A 17,383-nucleotide genomic window follows, 5' to 3' on the forward strand; every position below is an offset into this window, starting at 1 on the left:
GTGGCCTTGTGCCATTTTTTTACTAAGGCTGCGCTATACCTCTACTTCTCCCCGCGACCCTGGAACGGTGACACGCAATGGATGCCAGCATTCAGAAGATTGAACTCTACGGCCACGCCCTCGAAACACCACAGAGCAAGCTTGATACAAACCTGGTCAGACAAGCATTCTCGACGATTGCCTCGACGTGGTCGCGGAAAATCAATGCCGGCTTCTACGACCTGTTTTCCAACCTGGATAGTCTCTATGAAGACGGCGACGATCTGGCACATGAGATCCGCTCCCAGGCGATAGGTCAAAGTATCAAACTCACCGTGGCCCACGGGATCTACGATATCGACGAAGAACGCTTCTATGACGCGTTCATGCAGCGCTACGATTCATGGGATGAAGACTTCGGCGTATTGGCCGAGCAATACGAGGCCATCGTCGAGCGCTCTGCCGAGCTGGATGCGCATCGCACCAATCGACGCCGTGGGCGCCGCCAATGGGTCGGCTACGGTACAGAGAAGGCGGTGTACGATGCCGACGCGAAAAACCTGATGTCCAACATTGGTCATGGTGTATTCAACCTGATGGCCAAAGGGGTCAGCGCACTCGGCGACTCGTTCAAGAAGGATGAGATTTTCAAGAGTCCGGCAACGGTCAAAGCTTTCGCGGACGGTGCCAGCAATATCGTCAATGCAGCCTATTTGGCGACGCTTGATGCAATCAATGCCGATTCGCCCGGAAAGTTGCATTCCTACTCGAAGGACGAGATCAGAAAGTCCCAGGCGATCACCGAAAATATTGAAAAAGGCCTGATCCCCGATGATGCCGTGCTTCCGTCGGCGATCAAGGCGATCAGTGCTTATCCCTACAACGAACGGATCTACCCGATCCTGCTGCGCAAGTTCGGCGGTGATCAAGGGCGGCTGGACGGTGTCGTGGAGTACTTCGGTATGGGCGGGCTGCTCAAGGAAAAACAAGCGCTGATCCAGGAACAATTGCGCCAGAGTGACCTCAGCACAGTTGAAAGTTTCAATGCCAGTCGCCCCGCTATCGAGCGCTATGCGCAATTCATCTGTTATGAACGTTTCGACGAACACTGTGAGCGAGTGATCGAGAAAATCGTGGCGCGCGAAACTCAGGCAAACTCGCCGTCTGGTGTTACAGCCGCACTACCAGACGCAGCAACGCACAGTATCAGCGGGTTGAACGTGGCGACCGCCACCCAAGGTTTCAGGTCCAATGCCGACCACAAGTTCTACGTGGCGCCGGACTTGCCGGCGAAGAAGATTTTGACATTTGAATCCAAAAACGCGTTGAACATTGCCAAGGACAAAGTGGCTTTCTACTTTGACGAAACCGTGTTCGGCTCTGGCGACAAGGGCGTACTGGTTGATCTTGAATACGTCTATGTGCACCTGCAATTCAAGGAGTCTCATCGCGTGGCACTTGCTGATATCGCCGACGTTAGCATCAGCGGTCTGATGAATAAAAAGCTGACGATAGCCAAACGTGACGGAACGAGGGTGGATGTGGTTCTGACCCAAAGCAACAAGGGCGCGACCAGCCTGAGCGAGGCAATTTTGGGGATGGTGCGGTTGAAAGGGGCGACGGGGAACTGATTTATCAGGTCGATAAACTTGTTGGTCTGATGTTTTTGACACTACGGAATAAATCAGTCCGCTTTTATTCGACAACTACCGCTATGGCAAAAGTATAGGCATAGGCAACTCTTATGAATAACAACCGCTCAGTCTCTGCTGCAATCGGTGAATACCTTGTTCTTGGAGAACTGTTGAAAAGGAACATTGAGGCCTATCTGGCTCATGGGGAAACTCAAAAGGGATGGGACCTCGTAGTCGTCACGAACGAAAGCACGAAGCGTGTTCAAGTCAAAACAATCGATTGGCCAAAACAACAAGCGGTCAACGGAAGTTTTGCAGGTGGATTCGATTACCTTGTCGTTGTTCTGCTTGACAGGCTAAATCCCCGAAGTCGGTTTTTCGTGTTTGAACATGAAGAGCTTGATGCTCTTCTTTCTGCACCAAATCAACAGAGAGTGGGAGGAAAACGAACTCTAACCATGAGTCAGAAATCGATGAATTTTAAGGTTAAAATTCACGAGGATAACTGGAAAGTCCTGCAGCCGGGGCCAACGGAGTCAAGGCAAGAAGTCGTCCATGTGGAGGCGGAAAGTGAGGCCTAGAAAAAAGAAAAAGGGACTGATTTATTTTCGAGAAATAAATCAGTCCCTTTTTTGATTCGATCTGTTAGCCGCTTTAGATACCCCCGAAACCGAAAAGCCAGAAAAGCAAAGCACTGCCTCTATGCCCCTCATACTTCGATTCACTATCTAGCTGTTTTCGACAATAAAACAAACTGATGATGGCTGGGATAAATAACAGAGTGAACAACCATTGAAACGCAATTGTTGATTTCAAGGTGATCGCCAAAAGTAAATTAATTAGAGTCGTGCCGATAATGAATAAGTTGTATCTGATATGTCGACGCTTCATTGAAGCAAAGCTTTCCCAATCATAAATCAGCCAGTCGTGGGAAAAATCGTCGCATTCAGGACACCTAAGGCTTTGGGGAAGCTTGTCTGCGATATGACCGCAGCTAGGGCATCGAACTTTCATGGCGCTATCCTGACACTCCTTCATTAGTTGACATGCCATATCGTGGTAAGCGCGAGATCTATCGAGGGATAACGCGATAGGGATGACGGCAAGCCCGACTACGATAAAGAGGGTAGCAGGACACAATCTATTTGCCCGTAGTCTGTCCACCGACTGCTTTTGGCCGAAAGCTGCCATTCACCATGGCAGCTTCGGCCAACGCTCATTCCCTCTGTCGTTCCGAACTAGCCGGTCACCAAAGAGGGCTAGGGTTTAGCTCTTCACCTCAACATGATCCAACGCCTGATTAACCGCCAATTCACTCAACATCACCAACTGCGCAATCCCGATCGCGGTCTTGCGATGGGCGGGCTCCAGCGTGGCAGCAAAGTTATTAAGCATTTCACTCGCCGATCCCAATGATTCGCTGGCGTTGGCCAATAAGGATTCGGTGTTGTAGGCCGGGTTAGCCAGATACATGGGGTCGTGTTTATGGTGGCTACCCATGATGCGTTGCTGTGGGGTGAGGTAGTGATCGAGAGCCCGTTCGGCGGCTTCGTTGAGGGTTCGGGAGTCGGGGAATTTGTAGGGGGAGACCGGGTCGGTTTCTGGTGGGTTGGGTGTTGGTTTGAACATGGATGAATCCTCTAGCGCGATTACCAAAAGGAACCATCACCCTTCGCTACCAAACGTTGGGTGGCGGCCATACGCGGGTTGGTAGACCGGTCGCACTAGAACCCGGCGCCCACGAATGAGCCCCACGCATGACCACCATGAAATCCGAGCCCTGAGAAAGGGCTGCACACGGTGACGCCATGAGTCTAGAACGAAGCGGGCTACCAAACCCCATCACTGTTTTTCAGTGACCCGGAAACGATAGAACCCGCGTCCCAGACGCACAAGCCGGCGGATTCTGGCGTAGTCGTAGGCAATGACGCAAGGCGTTGTAGCCTTGAGGAAGTAACGCTGCGTGTCTTTAAACAGCAAAGGCCAAAACCCTTAAACAACCTCCGATGGCTCCTTCAATAACCATCGTATTGGATCTTTCCACGGCGCTCTGCTGCCATAGACTGGCTGCATCCCCAAGCCCTCCGGAAAGGACACCACCACCGTGCACGACTTCAACTGGCAACCCGTTTTGTCCGGGAACACGTTAAAGCTCCGACCGCTGACCGACAATGATTTCGAGGGCATGTTTCTCGCCGCCAATGACCCAGGCATCTGGGCCGGTCATCCCGCCAGTGATCGGCATGAACGGCCCGTGTTCGAGGCGTATTTCGCCGCTCGATTGGCCACCGCCAAAGCGCTCACCATCACCGATAGCGAGTCCGGGCAGATTGTCGGGATGTCGAGCTTCTACGTGCCGCCCGACCTGCCGGAGAGTATCGCCATCGGCTACACCTTTCTGGTGCGGGCGAAGTGGGGCGGTGATGCCAATCGCGAGTTGAAGGATCTGATGCTGGCGCATGCCTTCAAGGCGTACGACACTGTGTATTTCCATATCGCGCCTACAAACATTCGCTCACAAAAAGCTGCGTTGAAGATCGGTGCGACGCACTTGTATGACGCCGAGTTGCAACTCTCTGCTGTGCCAGCCCTGTGTCAGTGCTACGGGCTCAAAAGAACTCAATGGGCTGGGTCAACCGATTGAATCCAAGGCAGCCATTTCGCCCATTCAGAAAAGAAGCAGAAAAGGGGACTGATTTATTTTCTGAGAAATATGAGAAGTAAATCGAGAAATAAATCAGTCCATTTTTTCCATTTTTTCCTCTATCCCCTTTTTCCGAATCGAAGTGGTGGATGCCCAAGGCAAGTAGAGCGATCCGCTCCGACGTTGTTGATGGCCTCAAAGCACATGGCTCACGGGTATTGCTGCGGGACGGCCATTGTTGCAACCTCATCGTTCATTTTTTGTATGGGACGAGGGCATGGACTGGAGTGACATGCGGGTCTTCCTGGCAATTGCCCGCAGCGGCTCGTTGGGAGGTGCCGCCAGGCATTTGGGGGGCAGTCACCCGACCGTCGGGCGACGCCTGCAGGTGCTTGAGCAAACCAGCGGGCAAGCCTTTTTCCTGCGGACGGCTCAAGGGCTGGTGCTCACGGATGTTGGCGAGAGGATTCTCAGTCTGGCGCAGGACATGGAACACAGCGCCCTGGCCATCGAGCGTCGTCTGGCAGGTCATGGCGATCAGCCGGAAGGCCTGTTGCGCATATCCTCGGCCGACTGGTTCGCCTGCCATGTGTTGGCGCCGATCCTGAGCGAACTGGTGCAACGGTATCCGTTGATCGTTCCCGAAGTCATCGCCGGGCATCGGCTGTTCGACCTCGCTCGCCGGGATGCCGACATCGCCTTCCGGATCGTGCCTTTCACCGAACCCGACATCGTCCACCGCAAGCTGACAACCCTGTCTTACGGACTCTACGCCGCTTTGCATGCTCCGGCGCCGCAGCCGGACGGTGAAGGCCTGGGGCTCATCCTCATGAACGTGGCCCAGGCTCATTACCCCGACGTGCAATGGTTGCAGCAGCGGTATCCGCGGGCCCGCACAGTGTTCACCAGCAGCAGCCGTACAGTCCAGGCGCAGATGTGCGCGAAGGGGCTTGGCGTTGCCGTATTGCCCCGCGTCCTCGGCGATTCCATATCAGGACTGCGACTGCTGGATGAGGACGAGCCACCGCCCGGGCGCGACATCTGGATGGGTTATCACCAGGACATGCGCCAGATGGACCGGTTGCGTGCGTTGGCCGACCTCGCTTCCAGCATGATCGGCGCGGGCTAGGCTCCTCAGGTCAAACGGACAGTCGATGCCTCCGGTATCTGCGCTGGCTGGCGCGCTAACGTCAGGCTTATCGCTGCCCCCACGGCCAGACAGACGGCGATGCACAGTACAGCGATAGTGAACGCGTAAGCGATGCTGACCGCCGTAGCCGGTTCCCCCAGCAAGGTATAAAAGACACCGCCAATCAGCGCGACGCTCAGCGATGTGCTGATTTGCAGCGTTGCGCTGGTGATGCCTGCGATCATTCCGGCATACGCCGGCGCGACCCGTCCCGTGACCATGCGCATCAACGTCGGCAGGCCCAGCCCTTGTCCCAGACCAATCAGGAACAGGATGGTCGTGAGTGATGTGAAGGACGGGGCGAGGGTGGTCGGCGTCACTGACACGAGCCAGCCCAGCCATAGCAATCCGAAAACCTCCAGTCCCATGCCTATGGGGTTCACGTAGCCCCCGAGGATGCGTCTGAGTAGAGGGACCGACAGGGGACCGAGCAGAAATCCCGCGCCGAACGGCAGGAAAATCAGCCCGGCATGCAGCGCAGTCATATGCAGCGCGCCTTGCAGGTACATCGAAAACATCAGAAAAAACACACCGATTGAATAGAAGCAAAGCGCGACCAGTAGCGCTCGCCCCAGGCCCGGCGCTTTCAGTACGGCCGGGGCGAGGATGGGAGTCCCTCCGGCTCGGTGCAATCGGTTCTCGTAGCGCCAGAACAACACCGCCAGCACAGGGCTGGCGGCCAATGAAAGCCATGCCCACAACGGCCATCCTGCCTCGCGACCTTCAATCAACGGCACGACCAGAGCGGTCAGGGTCAGCATCGACAACGCTGTGCCCACCAGATCCAGCTTGCTTGCCTGCTGCGCACGGGTTTCTTTAAGAACCGGGATGCCGAACGTAATTACCAACAATGCAATCGGCAGATTAACGAGAAAAATCGCCCGCCACCCCATGCCCAACACGTCGACTTCAATCAGAAAGCCGCCCAATGCCTGACCGATCACGGATGCCAACCCGAACACGGCTCCGTACAGGCTCAATGCCAATGGTCTTTCCGACGCAGGAAAAATCGCCTGCACCGATGCGAGCGCCTGAGGAGCCATTACGGCGGCGGTCACCCCCTGCAAGGCTCGGCCGAGGATGAGGGGCCACGGCGAACCTGCCAGGCCACACATCATTGACGCGGCGGCAAAACCCAGCAGGCCAAGGAAGAACATCCGCCCGCGACCGTACAGGTCGCCGAGTCGCCCGCCGGTAATCAGCGTCACGGCATAGAGCGTCGCATAAAAAGAAATCACCAGCTGCTCGGCAGAGGAACCTGTCCCCAAGTCGTCCTGTATCGAGGGCAGCGCGACGTTGACGATAAAAAAATCCAGGGGCGGTAGAAACGCACCGACGAGCAATATGGCAAACATCAACCAGCGCCGGGGTTCGGACACTTCGATTTCGATTCGAGACATGACAGGCATCCTGTAAGGAAACTCAGGTTTGACGACTAGTGAAAGGCAAGGCTTCGCGCCCGCTCGGACTAAGTCATGGGGTCCCAATTTAGGGAATCAGTCCTGCGTTTTCGCCTTACAAAACTGCACGATCAATGTTCATTCCTGTCAGTGCCGCTCTGCTCCGATGACGCTCACCATGAGCAAGGTCGTTTCAGACGACCCCCTTTATCAACGACCGAGGAGTCAGACATGTCAGGTAAATTCATCGATCAGGTTGCCGTCGTGACCGGCGGTTCCACGGGGATCGGATTTTCCATTGCGCAAGCCTTGATCGCCGAGGGCGCCAAACGCGTTTACATCACTGGACGGGCAGCGGGAACGCTGGAGGCGGCGGTTGCCAGACTCGGCGACAAAGCTGTCGCGGTGGTTTCCGATGTATCGCGTCAGGCTGATCTAGACGCGCTCAAAGCGACAATCCAGGCGCGGGACGACCGGCTTGACGCGGTGTTCGCGAATGCCGGGATCTGTGAGAAAAATCCGCTCGGAGAGACCAGCGAGGCTGCTTACTACGCCATGTTCGACGTGAACGTGAAAGGCGTTTTTTTCAGCGTTCAAACACTTCTTCCCTTGATGAAAGACGCTTCGTCCATCGTCTTGACCGCCTCGATCTGCTCCAGCAATGGTATGGAGGGTTTGAGTCTGTACAACGCGTCGAAGGCGGCGGTGCGATCATTTGCACGCACGTGGGCCAACGAACTCAAGGACCGCAAAATCCGCGCAAACGTGTTGAGCCCTGGCTTCACACGCACGCCGCTGATGGACAACGGGCTGAAAATGAGCGAGATCGACATCGCTGCACTACGCCAATACGTCGAGCAAATCACGCCACTGGGCTACATGGCACAACCTGAAGAAATTGCCAGCGCGGCACTGTTTCTGGCCTCGGTCGACGCCAGATATGTGAATGGCGTGGAGCTGATGGTCGACGGTGGTTTGTCGCAAATCTGAAGTCTATGTCGCTGCGAACGGCCGGCTCCACGACATAAAAAAGAGGGCGGACACTGAAGCTGGAGATTGGACCTGGTCACAATCGGCAACATTTGCTTTGGCCGACAGCTGCCATTCACCATGGCAGCTTCGGTCAACACTCATTCCTGTGGCGTCGAACTAGCCGGTCACCACAGGGGCAAACGCTTAGCCCTTCACCTCAACATGATCCAACGCCTGATTCACCGCCAATTCACTCAACATCACCAACTGCGCAATCCCGATCGCAGTCTTGCGGTGAGCAGGCTCCAGCGTGGCAGCAAAGTTGTTGAGCATTTCGCTCGCCGATCCCAATGATTCGCTGGCGTTGGCCAATAAGGATTCGGTGTTGTAGGCCGGGTTAGCTAGGTACATCGGGTCGTGCTTGTGGTGGCTACCCATGATCCGTTGCTGCGGAGTGAGGTAGTGATCGAGGGCGCGTTCGGCGGCTTCGTTGAGGGTTCGGGAATCGGGGAATTTGTAGGGGAAACCGGATCGGTTTCTGGTGGGTTGGGTGTTGGTTTGAACATGGATGAATCCTCTAGCGCGATTACCAAAAGGAACCATCACCCTTCGCTACCAAACGTTGGGTGGCGGCCATACGCGGGTTGGTAGACCGGTCGCACTAGAACCCGGCGCCCACGAATGAGCCCCACGCATGACCACCATGAAATCCGAGCCCCGAGAAAGGGCTGCACACGGTGACGCCATGAGTCTAGAACGAAGCGGGCTACCAAACCCCATCACTGTTTTTCAGTGACTGGGAAACGATAAAACCCGCGTCGTAGACGCACAAGCCGGCGGATTCTGGCGTAGTCGTAGGCAATGACGCAAGGCGTTGTAGCCTTGAGGAAGTAACGCTGAGTGTCTTTAAACACGGATGGAAGAAACCCTTAAACAACCTCCAAAGAAAATTAAATATGAGAATCATCCGACCGGCCTCCCACTTCACAGAGGTGGCGCAACATTCAAGGTGTGAACTTGGTTTTTTGCGCAGGAGGCCACAGACTCAATGGAGTGTTTCGCTTGGGCGACGCTGAGCCCACTCGGCAAGCACGCACCATTCTTGGCCGCAAGAATCTCGGCCATCACGCTAACGGCGATTTCTGCAGGCGTTTTGCTGCCGATGTAGAGGCCGATCGGCCCGTGCAGGCGCTCAAGCGACGTCTCGGTCTCGCCAAAATGTTCGATCAGGCGTTCGCGGCGCAGCTGGCTGTTGCGACGAGAGCCGATGGCGCCGATGTAAAACGCCGGGCTGTGGAGCGCTTCGAGCAGAGCCAGATCGTCGAGTTTGGGGTCATGACTCAAGGCGACAATGCAGGTGCGCAGATCGACCGCGAAATCGCGGACCACGTCGTCCGGCATGCCGACAATCCGCTCCACGCCATCCACCGCCCAGGTTTCGATGTACTCGGGACGCGGATCGCACACCGCCACCTTGAAACCGTTGAACAGCGCCATGGTGGCCAGATACTCGGCCAGCGCGCCGGCGCCGATCATCAGCATCCGATAGCCTGGCCCCAGGGTGTTGAGCATTTGCGTGCCATCGAAGTTGAATTGTTCCGGCGTCGCGGTTGGTTCGAGCATGACCTGACCGGACTCTAACTTCAGGCGACGACGGACCAGTTGCCCGGCGTCCAGTTGCACTAACAACGAGTCGAGTGACTGCCACGCCGGGTTGAACTCCAGGATCAGTTCAAGCGTGCCACCGCAGGGCAGGCCGAAGCGATGCGCCTCATCGGCGCTGACGCCATAGCGCACCACTTGCGGCGCGCAGTCGCTAAAAGCGCTGCCGCCATGGGCCGTGGTATAGCGATGGATCAAATCGTCTTCGATGCAGCCACCGGACACGCTGCCCACCACGCGACCATCGTCACGCAAAGCCATCATCGAACCCGTTGGCCGTGGTGATGAACCCCAGGTGCGCGCCACCGTGGCGAGCAACACACGCTCGCCGGCGGCAAGCCAGTCCCGCGCTGTGCGCAGAACCAGCAAGTCGATGCTCTCCATCAGGTTTTCCTCTAACGCATCTGCAGAATGATCGGGCTGCTGCTGGCCGGATCGGTGTGCTCACGAAGTTTGCCCACCGTCTGCGCGTCAACAGCACTGCTTTGATTACCCCAGATGCTGCGCATGAAAGTCAGCACTTCGGCGATCTGCTGATCCGACAATTGCTCACGGAAGGCCGGCATGCGATAGGCATCCGGCACGCCAGCCGCCACCACACGTTGCGCGCCATTGAGGGTGATGTTGATCGCCGAGGCGCTTTCCTTGGCCAGTGCAGACGTCGCGCCGGCCAGCGGTGGCATCCATTGCGCTTGACCCTTGCCGTCCAGACCGTGGCACGACGCACAGCGCGTCACGTAGGTATGAGCACCGGGCGAGTCCAGACGTTGCGCTGCCGAAACCGCTTGGTACTGCCACGGCGCGCCATCTCGTTCGCGATCCCCGGGAAGCGACTTCAGATAGTGGGCAATCGCGGTCAGATCTTCATCGCTCATGAATTGCGTGGAGTTGTTGAACGCCTCGGTCATCGAGCCGTAGACCACCGCATGTTGGTTGCGCCCGGTCTTGAGGAACTGCACGATTTCCGACTCGCTCCAACGGCCCAGCCCGGTGTTGTGATCATCACGCAGGCTCGGTGCGTACCAGCCATCGAGCAGGGCGCCGGCGAGGTATGGCTTGCCGGACTCATCCAGTGCCTTCTCGTTGAACGCCAGGCTGCGCGGCGTGTGGCAACTGCCACAGTGCCCGGCGCCCTGCACGAGATAAGCGCCGCGGTTCCATCGTTCATCCTGCGACGGTTTTGTCACGTAAGGTTCGGTGTCGACAAACACGCCGTTCCACAGTGCAATCGGCCAGCGCAGGTTCAGCGGGAACGGAATCGAACTCGGGATGTTCGCCTGTTTGACCGGCGCCACGCCTTTCATGAAGAACGCGTATAGCGCACGCACGTCATCGTCACTGAGCTTGGCATAGGACGGGTAGGGCATCGCCGGGTATAACCGGCGACTGTCGGGAGCTACGCCGTGGCGCACGGCACGGTCGAAGTCCGCCAGGCTGTAGTGGCCGATGCCGGTTTCCATATCCGGGGTGATATTGGTCGCATGGATCGCGCCCAGCGGTGTGGCCATTTCCAGCCCACCGGCGAACGGCGCGCCATCCGGCACGCTGTGACAGGCCACGCAATCGCTGAGTCTGGCAACGTATTCGCCACGCGAGACCAGTGCCGGGTCGATGTCGGCCACGGCGATCTGATGGTTTTCAAGGCGCGAAACAGGCTCGCGGGTGACATACCAGGCCAGCAGGCCTGCCGCAACCAGACACGGCACGGCCAGCCAGCCAGCGGTTCTTGCGAATCGGCTGTTATTCATGAACGCTCCGGCGCTGATCAGGTGAAGGAGTGTCGGCTCAGGGGCAGGCTGCGCACCCGCTGACCGGTTAGCGCTGCCACCGCGTTAGCGACAGCGGGCGCGACCGCAGGCAATGGCGGTTCACCGATGCCACCCATTTTTTCCCCGCTCTCGACCACACGCACATGAACCCGTGCCATCCGCGCAGGCGGCAGGATCGGATACAAGTCGTAGTTGCGCGCCCGGGGTTTGCCGTCCACCCAGACAGATTCCTCCACCAATGTTTGCGACAGTCCCAACGCCACGGCACCGTTCACCTGAGCCTCGACAATCGCCGGATTGACGATGCTGCCGGGGTCAATCGCCTGCCAGATGTCGTGCACCTTGACCTGGCCGTTTTCGATGGACACCTCGGCGATCACCGCAGTCTCCGTACCGAACGGCGAAGCCATGGCCACACCGCGCGCACGCCGGCTGCCATCCTCGGCGGTAAACGGACCGCGCTTCCAGCCACCCGACAACTCACCCACTGCTTGCAACAACGTGGTCAGCCGTTTGTTCTCACGCAGCAAATGCAGGCGCAAGTCGAACGGGTCTTTGCCGCCCTTGTCGGCCAGCTCATCAAGGAACGATTCATAGAAGAAGTCGTTGAGGGAGTTACCCACCGAACGCCAGTAACCGAGCATTGCCGGGCCTTTGACGTAGATCTGCGCGATGCGTTTGTTGGGGATCGCATAGGACTTGCCCGACAAGCCTTCAAGCGCCGTCGGGTCGAGCTTTTCACCTTGCTTGCCGGCGAGGGCTTCGGTCGGGCCTTCGGTGGCACTGATCGCTTCGATTGCCAGCGGCCAGCCGTCACTGTCCAGTGCCGCGCGGAAATTCACGGCGGCAACCGGGCGGAGCACATCACGCAGGAACTCTTCTTCGCGACTCCAGATCAGCTTGACCGGACGGCCAACTGCTTTCGACAGCGCGATCGCCTGCGGGTAGGGATTGGCGGAGTCGTAAAGGAAATGCCGGCCGAAGAAGCCTCCCAGCAGCGGCGAGTGCAAGGTGATGCGCGACGGATCCAGGCCTGTGCGTTTGGCGATGTCGGCACGGAACATGTCCGGCGCCTGATTCGGCAGCCAGACTTCCAGCGAACCGTCCGGATTGAATCGGGCCAGTGCTGACGGCGGCTCCAACTGCCCGTGGTTCAGGTATTGGTTGTGGTAAGTGGCGTCGATCCGGGTCTTGGACTCCTTGAGAATCGAAGCCACATCGCCTTCATGTTCATCATCCTTGGCGGGGCCTTTATCTTCAGCGAGGCGCGTGAGCCAGGCGTCGCTGGAAAAGTCGGCGGGCATTGGCCGCACTTTGCTGTCGGCGGTGGGTTCTTGCCAGTCGACCTGAATCGCCTCGACGGCACGTTTGGCGTGCCACCAGCGCTCGGCGACCACCGCCACAGCGCCCGGCAGACGATGCACGGAATGCACGCCTTTCATTGCCTTGACCTGGTCTTCGTTGCGCAGATTGCCCACCGTCATCCCCAGACGCGGGGCATGTTGAACGGCAGCATGGAGCATGTCGTCGATCTTCAGATCGATGCTGTACAGCGCCTTGCCAGTGGACTTGTCGTAGGCATCGAGGCGCTTCACCGGTTTGCCGATCCAGCGGAACTGACTCGGATCACGCAGTTTCACAGAGGCCGGATCGGGAACCGGCAGATCCATCGCACGCTCTGCCAGTTCACCGTAGGCCAACGAGCGCCCGGACTTGGCATGCACGACCTTGCCTGGCTCGGTGCTCAACTCGCTCACCGGCACGCCAAGTTGCTGAGCGCCCGCCTGTAACAGCATGGCGCGGGCAAGGGCACCGAGGCGGCGCATGACCGGGTAACTCATGCGCACCGACATACTGCCGCCGGTGATGCGCATGCCGTTTTCCATCACCACATAGGCTTCGCCGGGCGGCGCGGCCTCGACCAGAAAGGTCGCCGGGTCGGCATCCAGTTCTTCACCGACAATCTGCGCCATCGCAGTGAACGTGCCTTGTCCGCCTTCCATGAATGGGCAGAGCAGACGCACGTGGTTGTCCGGGCGGATCTCGAGAAACGCCGGGACCTGCGTGCCGCGATCGGCAGTTGCAGTTGCTGCAGCCGCTTGTACGCGCGTCACACCCAGCGGAAGGCCGAAGCCGAGGACCAGTGCGCCGACAGCGGTACCGGTGAGAAAACGTCTGCGCGAAACATTGATCGGTTCGTGCAGGTCCAGTGCTGAGGCTTGCAGTGAGGGGTCGATTCGAACGTTCATCACGCTTCTCCCTTGCCGGCAAGCTCATGCACGGCAGCATGAATGGCGTTGTAAGTACCGCAGCGGCAAAGATTGACCATCGCCGCCTCGATCTGCGCATCACTCGGTTTGGGGTTTTGCTTGAGCAGTGCGGTGGCGGCCATCACCTGCCCGGACTGGCAGTAGCCGCACTGGGCGACCTGCAGATCGACCCAGGTCGAGACCACCCGTTTGCCCACTTCATCGGTTTCGATGGCTTCAATGGTGGTGACCTCGCGGCCGACGACGCCGGCCACCGGCGTGACGCAGGAACGCACCACATTGCCGTCCACCAGCACCGAACAGGCGCCGCATTGCGCCAATCCACAGCCGTACTTGGTCCCGGTCATGCCCAGATCATCGCGGATCACCCACAGCAAGGGCGTATCGGCGTCGGCATCGACCTGATAGGTCTTCTGGTTGATTCGTAGTTCCATGGTTCACCCGCTGATCATCGGTTGACGTGCATTGTTATGAGCGATGACACGCGGCGAGGCGCATCACCGGTGAAGCTGGTTGTTCGATCAATTCGCTACGGTGCCGAGCGCTTCAGCCTCGAACGGTTGTCCGCGCAGAAGGGCGATGTCACGACTTGGAGCCGTGCCGAACAGCCGGCCGTATTCGCGGCTGAATTGCGAAGGACTTTCATAGCCGACCGCAAACGCCGCCCGCGACACATCGAAGCGCTCTACCAGCATCAGCCGCCGTGCCTCGTTGAGCCGCAGCCATTTCTGGTACTGCAGCGGACTCATACCGGTGAGCTGGCGGAAATGATGGTGAAAAGTAGGCGCGCTCATCTGCACCCGCGCGGCCAGATCGTCGATGCGCAGGGCATCGGTGTAGTTGACCTTGAGCCAGTCAATGGCCTTGGCGATGCGATAACCCTGGCCATCGACGGCAATGATCTGTCGCAGCCGTGGGCCTTGGTCGGTGTGGAGCAGCCGATAGTGGATCTCTCGGAGAACCAGCGGCGCCAGAATCGGGATCGCCTCGGGTTCATCGAGCAATGCCAGCAGGCGATCGAGCGCGTCCTCCAAAGCTGACGACAGGCTGCCAATCGCAGCCCCCGTACCCGTTGATGGCTGGCGTTTCGCGGGCAAGCCGCTCTTGGTAATGACCTCGGCGAGCATGCTGACATCCAGCTTCAGCACGAGGCCGACACAGGGCTGTCCGGGACTGGCGAGCATCACTTCGGAGTTGGCGGGCAGGTCCAGCGACGTGACCAGAAACCGCGACGGGTCATAGCTGTAACCCTCACCGCCCACCCACAAGCGCTTTTCGCCGCGGCCCACGAGAATCAGGCTGGGCTCGATCATGCACACAACGGGGGGCGCCGGCTGGTCGCGACGAAACAGAGACAGACCGGGTATCGGCGTGGCGAAGTCGCCCGGTGCGCGCACGTGCGGGTCGATGTGCACGGCCAAAGGCGATTCCTGGGGCGGAGGGGTAGGGATCATGTCGGGTCACTCCTGTTGACCGAACTCTAATGCGCGCGCGAGACGTTTCCTATCCATCGCCCTGCATCGCCAGAGGATCAGGCAAGCATTCAAGAGGAATGCGCTAGGGAAGGGCCGGATTGACCGGGAGAATGTGTCTATCTGTTACAGGGGCAGTGCCCGCATGGGCGAAGAACTACTTACCCCTGCGCATCAAATCCACACGTATTCCGCACCACAGGTTGTTCTCATGACGTTTGTTTCTACAGATCCTTCTAAAAGAACTGGCGGCTGGAGCGCCGTGCTGGCCATGTCGTTGGCGGCATTCGCCTTGGTCGCTTCAGAATTCATGCCGGTCAGCCTGCTGACGCCGATTGCAGCAGATCTGCACATCACCGAAGGTCAGGCCGGGCAGGGGATTTCCGTGTCCGGTGCCTTTGCATTGATCACCAGTCTGTTGATTGCCTCGGTCGCCGCTCGCATCGAACGGAAGAAATTGTTGTTGGGCCTGACCTTGCTGATGATCGTCTCCGGTACGGTCGTCGCGTTCGCCCCGGGCTACGCGTCATTCATGTTTGGACGCGCCTTGATCGGGATCGCGATTGGTGGTTTCTGGTCACTGTCGGCGGCGACCGCCATGCGCTTGGTGCAACCTGATCAGGTTTCCCGTGCGTTGGCCATCGTCAATGGTGGTAACGCCCTGGCGACGGTCATCGCCGCTCCGGCGGGGAGCTTTCTGGGCTCGTTGATCGGCTGGCGTGGCGCATTCTTCTGTGTGGTTCCGGTGGCAGCGTTGGCAGCCGTGTGGCTGCTGATCAGCCTGCCGTCCTTCAAGGCCGAGCGCCAGGCAAGTAGCGGCAACGTTCTGAGTCTGATGAAGCAGTTGCCAGTTGCTTTGGGCATGGTCGCCGTCAGCGTATTTTTCATGGGCCAATTCATGCTGTTCACCTACCTGCGGCCCTTCCTTGAAGGCGTGACTGGCGTCAGTGTCTCAACCTTGTCCTTCATGCTGCTGGGGCTTGGAGTGGCAGGTTTTATCGGCACCTTTCTGATCGAACGGTTTATGGGTCGCGGCCTCTACCGTACGTTGACCGTCATCCCGCTGATCATGGCGGCCATCGCGCTGGCGTTGGTCAGCTTCGGCAAGTCTGCGGTGCTGACCGCTGTGTTGCTCGGTCTGTGGGGACTGGTTGCCACGGCCGCGCCGGTTGGCTGGTGGACATGGCTGGCGCGAACGCTTCCGGATGATGCAGAGGCTGGAGGCGGCTTGCTGGTGGCCATTGTCCAACTGGCGATCGCCGCAGGCGCAATCATTGGCGGTCTGGCCTTTGATCTGAGCGGTTACAAAGCTACCTTCGAACTCAGCGCCGCCGTGTTGGTCTTCGCGTCTGTGCTGGCCTCGCTGGCGGGTCGCAGTGCCATTGAAGTTCATCCAACCGCATCAAACGCCACCGTCTGATGAAATAGAACCCATTGGTGAAAAGGGGACTGAAAAGGGGACTGATCTATTTTCCTGGGAGGCTTCACGTTTCGTCTTATGGAACAATTTCTAAGGATGTCAGCCATGGGGCTGTGTTTGGATCGCCCGTTTTCTGAAGAAGAACTGGCGAAAGCGACGAGCTCGATCTACGGAACATTTCAGCAAAAGTATGGCCGACGGTGCTCTCTGGATGTAAAGCGAAGGAGCTGTCCCTTTACAACCTCAAGCTTGCTTCGCTTGAGGGATCGAGCGGTTAACCCATACACGACGATTGACGCTGGAATGGGCAACAAAAATTGAATCGCTGGAACCTGTTTCCAGACTGAGTGGCCTGACGCATCTGGCAATTGGAAACTTCCCAAAGTTACGACGCCTTGACGGGCTTGAGAAGCTAAGTGAACTGACCGAGCTGCGTCTGTGCGGCAGCCTGGGTGGCGGGTCAGCTCTACGCCTTGAATCAATCGAACCTGTTAGTCGTATTTCCACGCTCACCCGATTTTCGCTGGCCAACGCGAAGTTCGAGGTCGATGACATCACGTTCCTCGCTCGCTGCACGCATCTGCGCCACTTGAGTTTGACGAACCAGTTTGATCGATCGCAGATCGCCTTTCTCGCCAGCCGATCGAATGACCAGCTCGTCGAGCCTCTGACTGCCTATGTGGAAACACATCTGCGTTGTACGAAGTGCAGTGGTCTGACGTCCATGTTCAGGGGGCGAAGAATGCCTTTCCTTTGCCCGGCATGTGATGCACCTCGATTCGAAAAGCTCACCCGCCAGTTCGAGCAGTTGGTGAACGATGCATGACAAATTAAAGAAAAGGGGCTGGAGAGAAGGGAGCTGATTTATTGACTGAAAAATAAATCAGTCCCCTTTTTGCTGTCCCCTTTTTGCTTTGCTTCGAAGAATTGAGCGGCAGAGGGCGATTTTTTCAAAACTAGCTAAGCAAGTTA

Annotated in this window: 14 protein-coding genes and 1 pseudogene; 7 read left to right on the forward strand and 8 right to left on the reverse strand. The window is 57.9% G+C overall.

Going from position 1 to position 17,383, the window contains the following annotated elements:
• The first annotated feature begins 77 nt into the window (after positions 1 to 77).
• Both AC1Q9F_RS01070 and AC1Q9F_RS01075 read left to right on the forward strand, forming a co-directional pair.
• Positions 78 to 1,610, forward strand: a complete 1,533-nt coding sequence (locus AC1Q9F_RS01070) for a hypothetical protein (protein WP_492619270.1) — start codon at positions 78 to 80, stop codon at positions 1,608 to 1,610.
• Between the two features lie 113 nt (positions 1,611 to 1,723).
• Positions 1,724 to 2,194: a hypothetical protein gene (locus AC1Q9F_RS01075; RefSeq protein ID WP_492619269.1), complete on the forward strand. Its 471-nt coding sequence runs from the start codon at positions 1,724 to 1,726 to the stop codon at positions 2,192 to 2,194.
• Positions 2,195 to 2,879: 685 nt separating this feature from the next.
• On the opposite strand, the gene AC1Q9F_RS01080 is transcribed toward AC1Q9F_RS01075, so the two are convergent.
• Complete coding sequence (locus AC1Q9F_RS01080) at positions 2,880 to 3,242, reverse strand: DUF6124 family protein (protein WP_085690553.1); 363 nt, start codon at positions 3,240 to 3,242, stop codon at positions 2,880 to 2,882.
• A gap of 475 nt (positions 3,243 to 3,717) precedes the next feature.
• Here AC1Q9F_RS01080 and AC1Q9F_RS01085 point away from each other — a divergent pair, with 475 nt between their 5' ends.
• Together AC1Q9F_RS01085 and AC1Q9F_RS01090 are read left to right on the forward strand one after the other, a co-directional pair.
• Positions 3,718 to 4,257, forward strand: a complete 540-nt coding sequence (locus AC1Q9F_RS01085; RefSeq protein ID WP_492619268.1) for a GNAT family N-acetyltransferase — start codon at positions 3,718 to 3,720, stop codon at positions 4,255 to 4,257.
• A 277-nt stretch (positions 4,258 to 4,534) separates the two neighbouring features.
• Positions 4,535 to 5,386: a LysR family transcriptional regulator gene (locus AC1Q9F_RS01090; RefSeq protein ID WP_492619267.1), complete on the forward strand. Its 852-nt coding sequence runs from the start codon at positions 4,535 to 4,537 to the stop codon at positions 5,384 to 5,386.
• A 5-nt stretch (positions 5,387 to 5,391) separates the two neighbouring features.
• On the opposite strand, the gene AC1Q9F_RS01095 is transcribed toward AC1Q9F_RS01090, so the two are convergent.
• A complete protein-coding gene (locus tag AC1Q9F_RS01095) occupies positions 5,392 to 6,846 on the reverse strand; it encodes an MFS transporter (protein WP_492619266.1) in 1,455 nt (484 codons plus the stop codon).
• A gap of 231 nt (positions 6,847 to 7,077) precedes the next feature.
• On the opposite strand from AC1Q9F_RS01095, the gene AC1Q9F_RS01100 reads away from it, so the two are divergent.
• Positions 7,078 to 7,836: an SDR family NAD(P)-dependent oxidoreductase gene (locus AC1Q9F_RS01100; RefSeq protein WP_492619265.1), complete on the forward strand. Its 759-nt coding sequence runs from the start codon at positions 7,078 to 7,080 to the stop codon at positions 7,834 to 7,836.
• Between the two features lie 186 nt (positions 7,837 to 8,022).
• On the opposite strand, the pseudogene AC1Q9F_RS01105 reads toward AC1Q9F_RS01100, so the two are convergent.
• The 6 genes and pseudogenes from AC1Q9F_RS01105 to AC1Q9F_RS01130 all read right to left on the reverse strand — a co-directional run bounded on the left by AC1Q9F_RS01105 (position 8,023) and on the right by AC1Q9F_RS01130 (position 14,973).
• Positions 8,023 to 8,384, reverse strand: a pseudogene (locus tag AC1Q9F_RS01105) (DUF6124 family protein).
• A gap of 418 nt (positions 8,385 to 8,802) precedes the next feature.
• Entirely contained in the window at positions 8,803 to 9,864 is a 1,062-nt protein-coding gene (locus tag AC1Q9F_RS01110) for an XdhC family protein (protein ID WP_492619264.1), read from the reverse strand.
• 11 nt (positions 9,865 to 9,875) lie between these two features.
• Positions 9,876 to 11,228, reverse strand: coding sequence for a c-type cytochrome (locus AC1Q9F_RS01115; RefSeq protein WP_492619263.1), 1,353 nt, complete (start codon positions 11,226 to 11,228; stop codon positions 9,876 to 9,878).
• 17 nt (positions 11,229 to 11,245) lie between these two features.
• Positions 11,246 to 13,498, reverse strand: a complete 2,253-nt coding sequence (locus tag AC1Q9F_RS01120) for a xanthine dehydrogenase family protein molybdopterin-binding subunit (protein WP_492619262.1) — start codon at positions 13,496 to 13,498, stop codon at positions 11,246 to 11,248.
• Entirely contained in the window at positions 13,498 to 13,953 is a 456-nt protein-coding gene (locus AC1Q9F_RS01125; protein WP_440094113.1) for a (2Fe-2S)-binding protein, read from the reverse strand. The genes AC1Q9F_RS01120 and AC1Q9F_RS01125 overlap by 1 nt, the downstream gene beginning before the upstream one ends.
• A gap of 87 nt (positions 13,954 to 14,040) precedes the next feature.
• Positions 14,041 to 14,973, reverse strand: a complete 933-nt coding sequence (locus AC1Q9F_RS01130; protein WP_492619261.1) for an AraC family transcriptional regulator — start codon at positions 14,971 to 14,973, stop codon at positions 14,041 to 14,043.
• Between the two features lie 229 nt (positions 14,974 to 15,202).
• Between AC1Q9F_RS01130 and AC1Q9F_RS01135 the strand changes: the two genes are divergently transcribed.
• Positions 15,203 to 16,411 (forward strand): MFS transporter, encoded by a 1,209-nt coding sequence (locus tag AC1Q9F_RS01135; protein ID WP_492619449.1) that lies wholly within the window; start codon positions 15,203 to 15,205, stop codon positions 16,409 to 16,411.
• A 292-nt stretch (positions 16,412 to 16,703) separates the two neighbouring features.
• Positions 16,704 to 17,237: a leucine-rich repeat domain-containing protein gene (locus AC1Q9F_RS01140; protein WP_492619260.1), complete on the forward strand. Its 534-nt coding sequence runs from the start codon at positions 16,704 to 16,706 to the stop codon at positions 17,235 to 17,237.
• The last annotated feature ends 146 nt before the right edge of the window (positions 17,238 to 17,383 follow it).

The sequence above is a fragment of the Pseudomonas sp. GW823-FHT04A03 genome (genome assembly GCF_058796615.1).

What these genes read in the sequence shown, in the direction of transcription:
- AC1Q9F_RS01070 (WP_492619270.1), top strand. Translation starts at nt 78, where the DNA reads ATGGATGCCAGCATTCAGAAGATTGAACTCTACGGCCACGCCCTCGAA.
- AC1Q9F_RS01075 (WP_492619269.1), top strand. Translation starts at nt 1,724, where the DNA reads ATGAATAACAACCGCTCAGTCTCTGCTGCAATCGGTGAATACCTTGTT.
- AC1Q9F_RS01080 (WP_085690553.1), bottom strand. Translation starts at nt 3,242, where the DNA reads ATGTTCAAACCAACACCCAACCCACCAGAAACCGACCCGGTCTCCCCC.
- AC1Q9F_RS01090 (WP_492619267.1), top strand. Translation starts at nt 4,535, where the DNA reads ATGGACTGGAGTGACATGCGGGTCTTCCTGGCAATTGCCCGCAGCGGC.
- AC1Q9F_RS01095 (WP_492619266.1), bottom strand. Translation starts at nt 6,846, where the DNA reads ATGTCTCGAATCGAAATCGAAGTGTCCGAACCCCGGCGCTGGTTGATG.
- AC1Q9F_RS01100 (WP_492619265.1), top strand. Translation starts at nt 7,078, where the DNA reads ATGTCAGGTAAATTCATCGATCAGGTTGCCGTCGTGACCGGCGGTTCC.
- AC1Q9F_RS01110 (WP_492619264.1), bottom strand. Translation starts at nt 9,864, where the DNA reads ATGGAGAGCATCGACTTGCTGGTTCTGCGCACAGCGCGGGACTGGCTT.
- AC1Q9F_RS01115 (WP_492619263.1), bottom strand. Translation starts at nt 11,228, where the DNA reads ATGAATAACAGCCGATTCGCAAGAACCGCTGGCTGGCTGGCCGTGCCG.
- AC1Q9F_RS01120 (WP_492619262.1), bottom strand. Translation starts at nt 13,498, where the DNA reads ATGAACGTTCGAATCGACCCCTCACTGCAAGCCTCAGCACTGGACCTG.
- AC1Q9F_RS01125 (WP_440094113.1), bottom strand. Translation starts at nt 13,953, where the DNA reads ATGGAACTACGAATCAACCAGAAGACCTATCAGGTCGATGCCGACGCC.
- AC1Q9F_RS01130 (WP_492619261.1), bottom strand. Translation starts at nt 14,973, where the DNA reads ATGATCCCTACCCCTCCGCCCCAGGAATCGCCTTTGGCCGTGCACATC.
- AC1Q9F_RS01135 (WP_492619449.1), top strand. Translation starts at nt 15,203, where the DNA reads ATGACGTTTGTTTCTACAGATCCTTCTAAAAGAACTGGCGGCTGGAGC.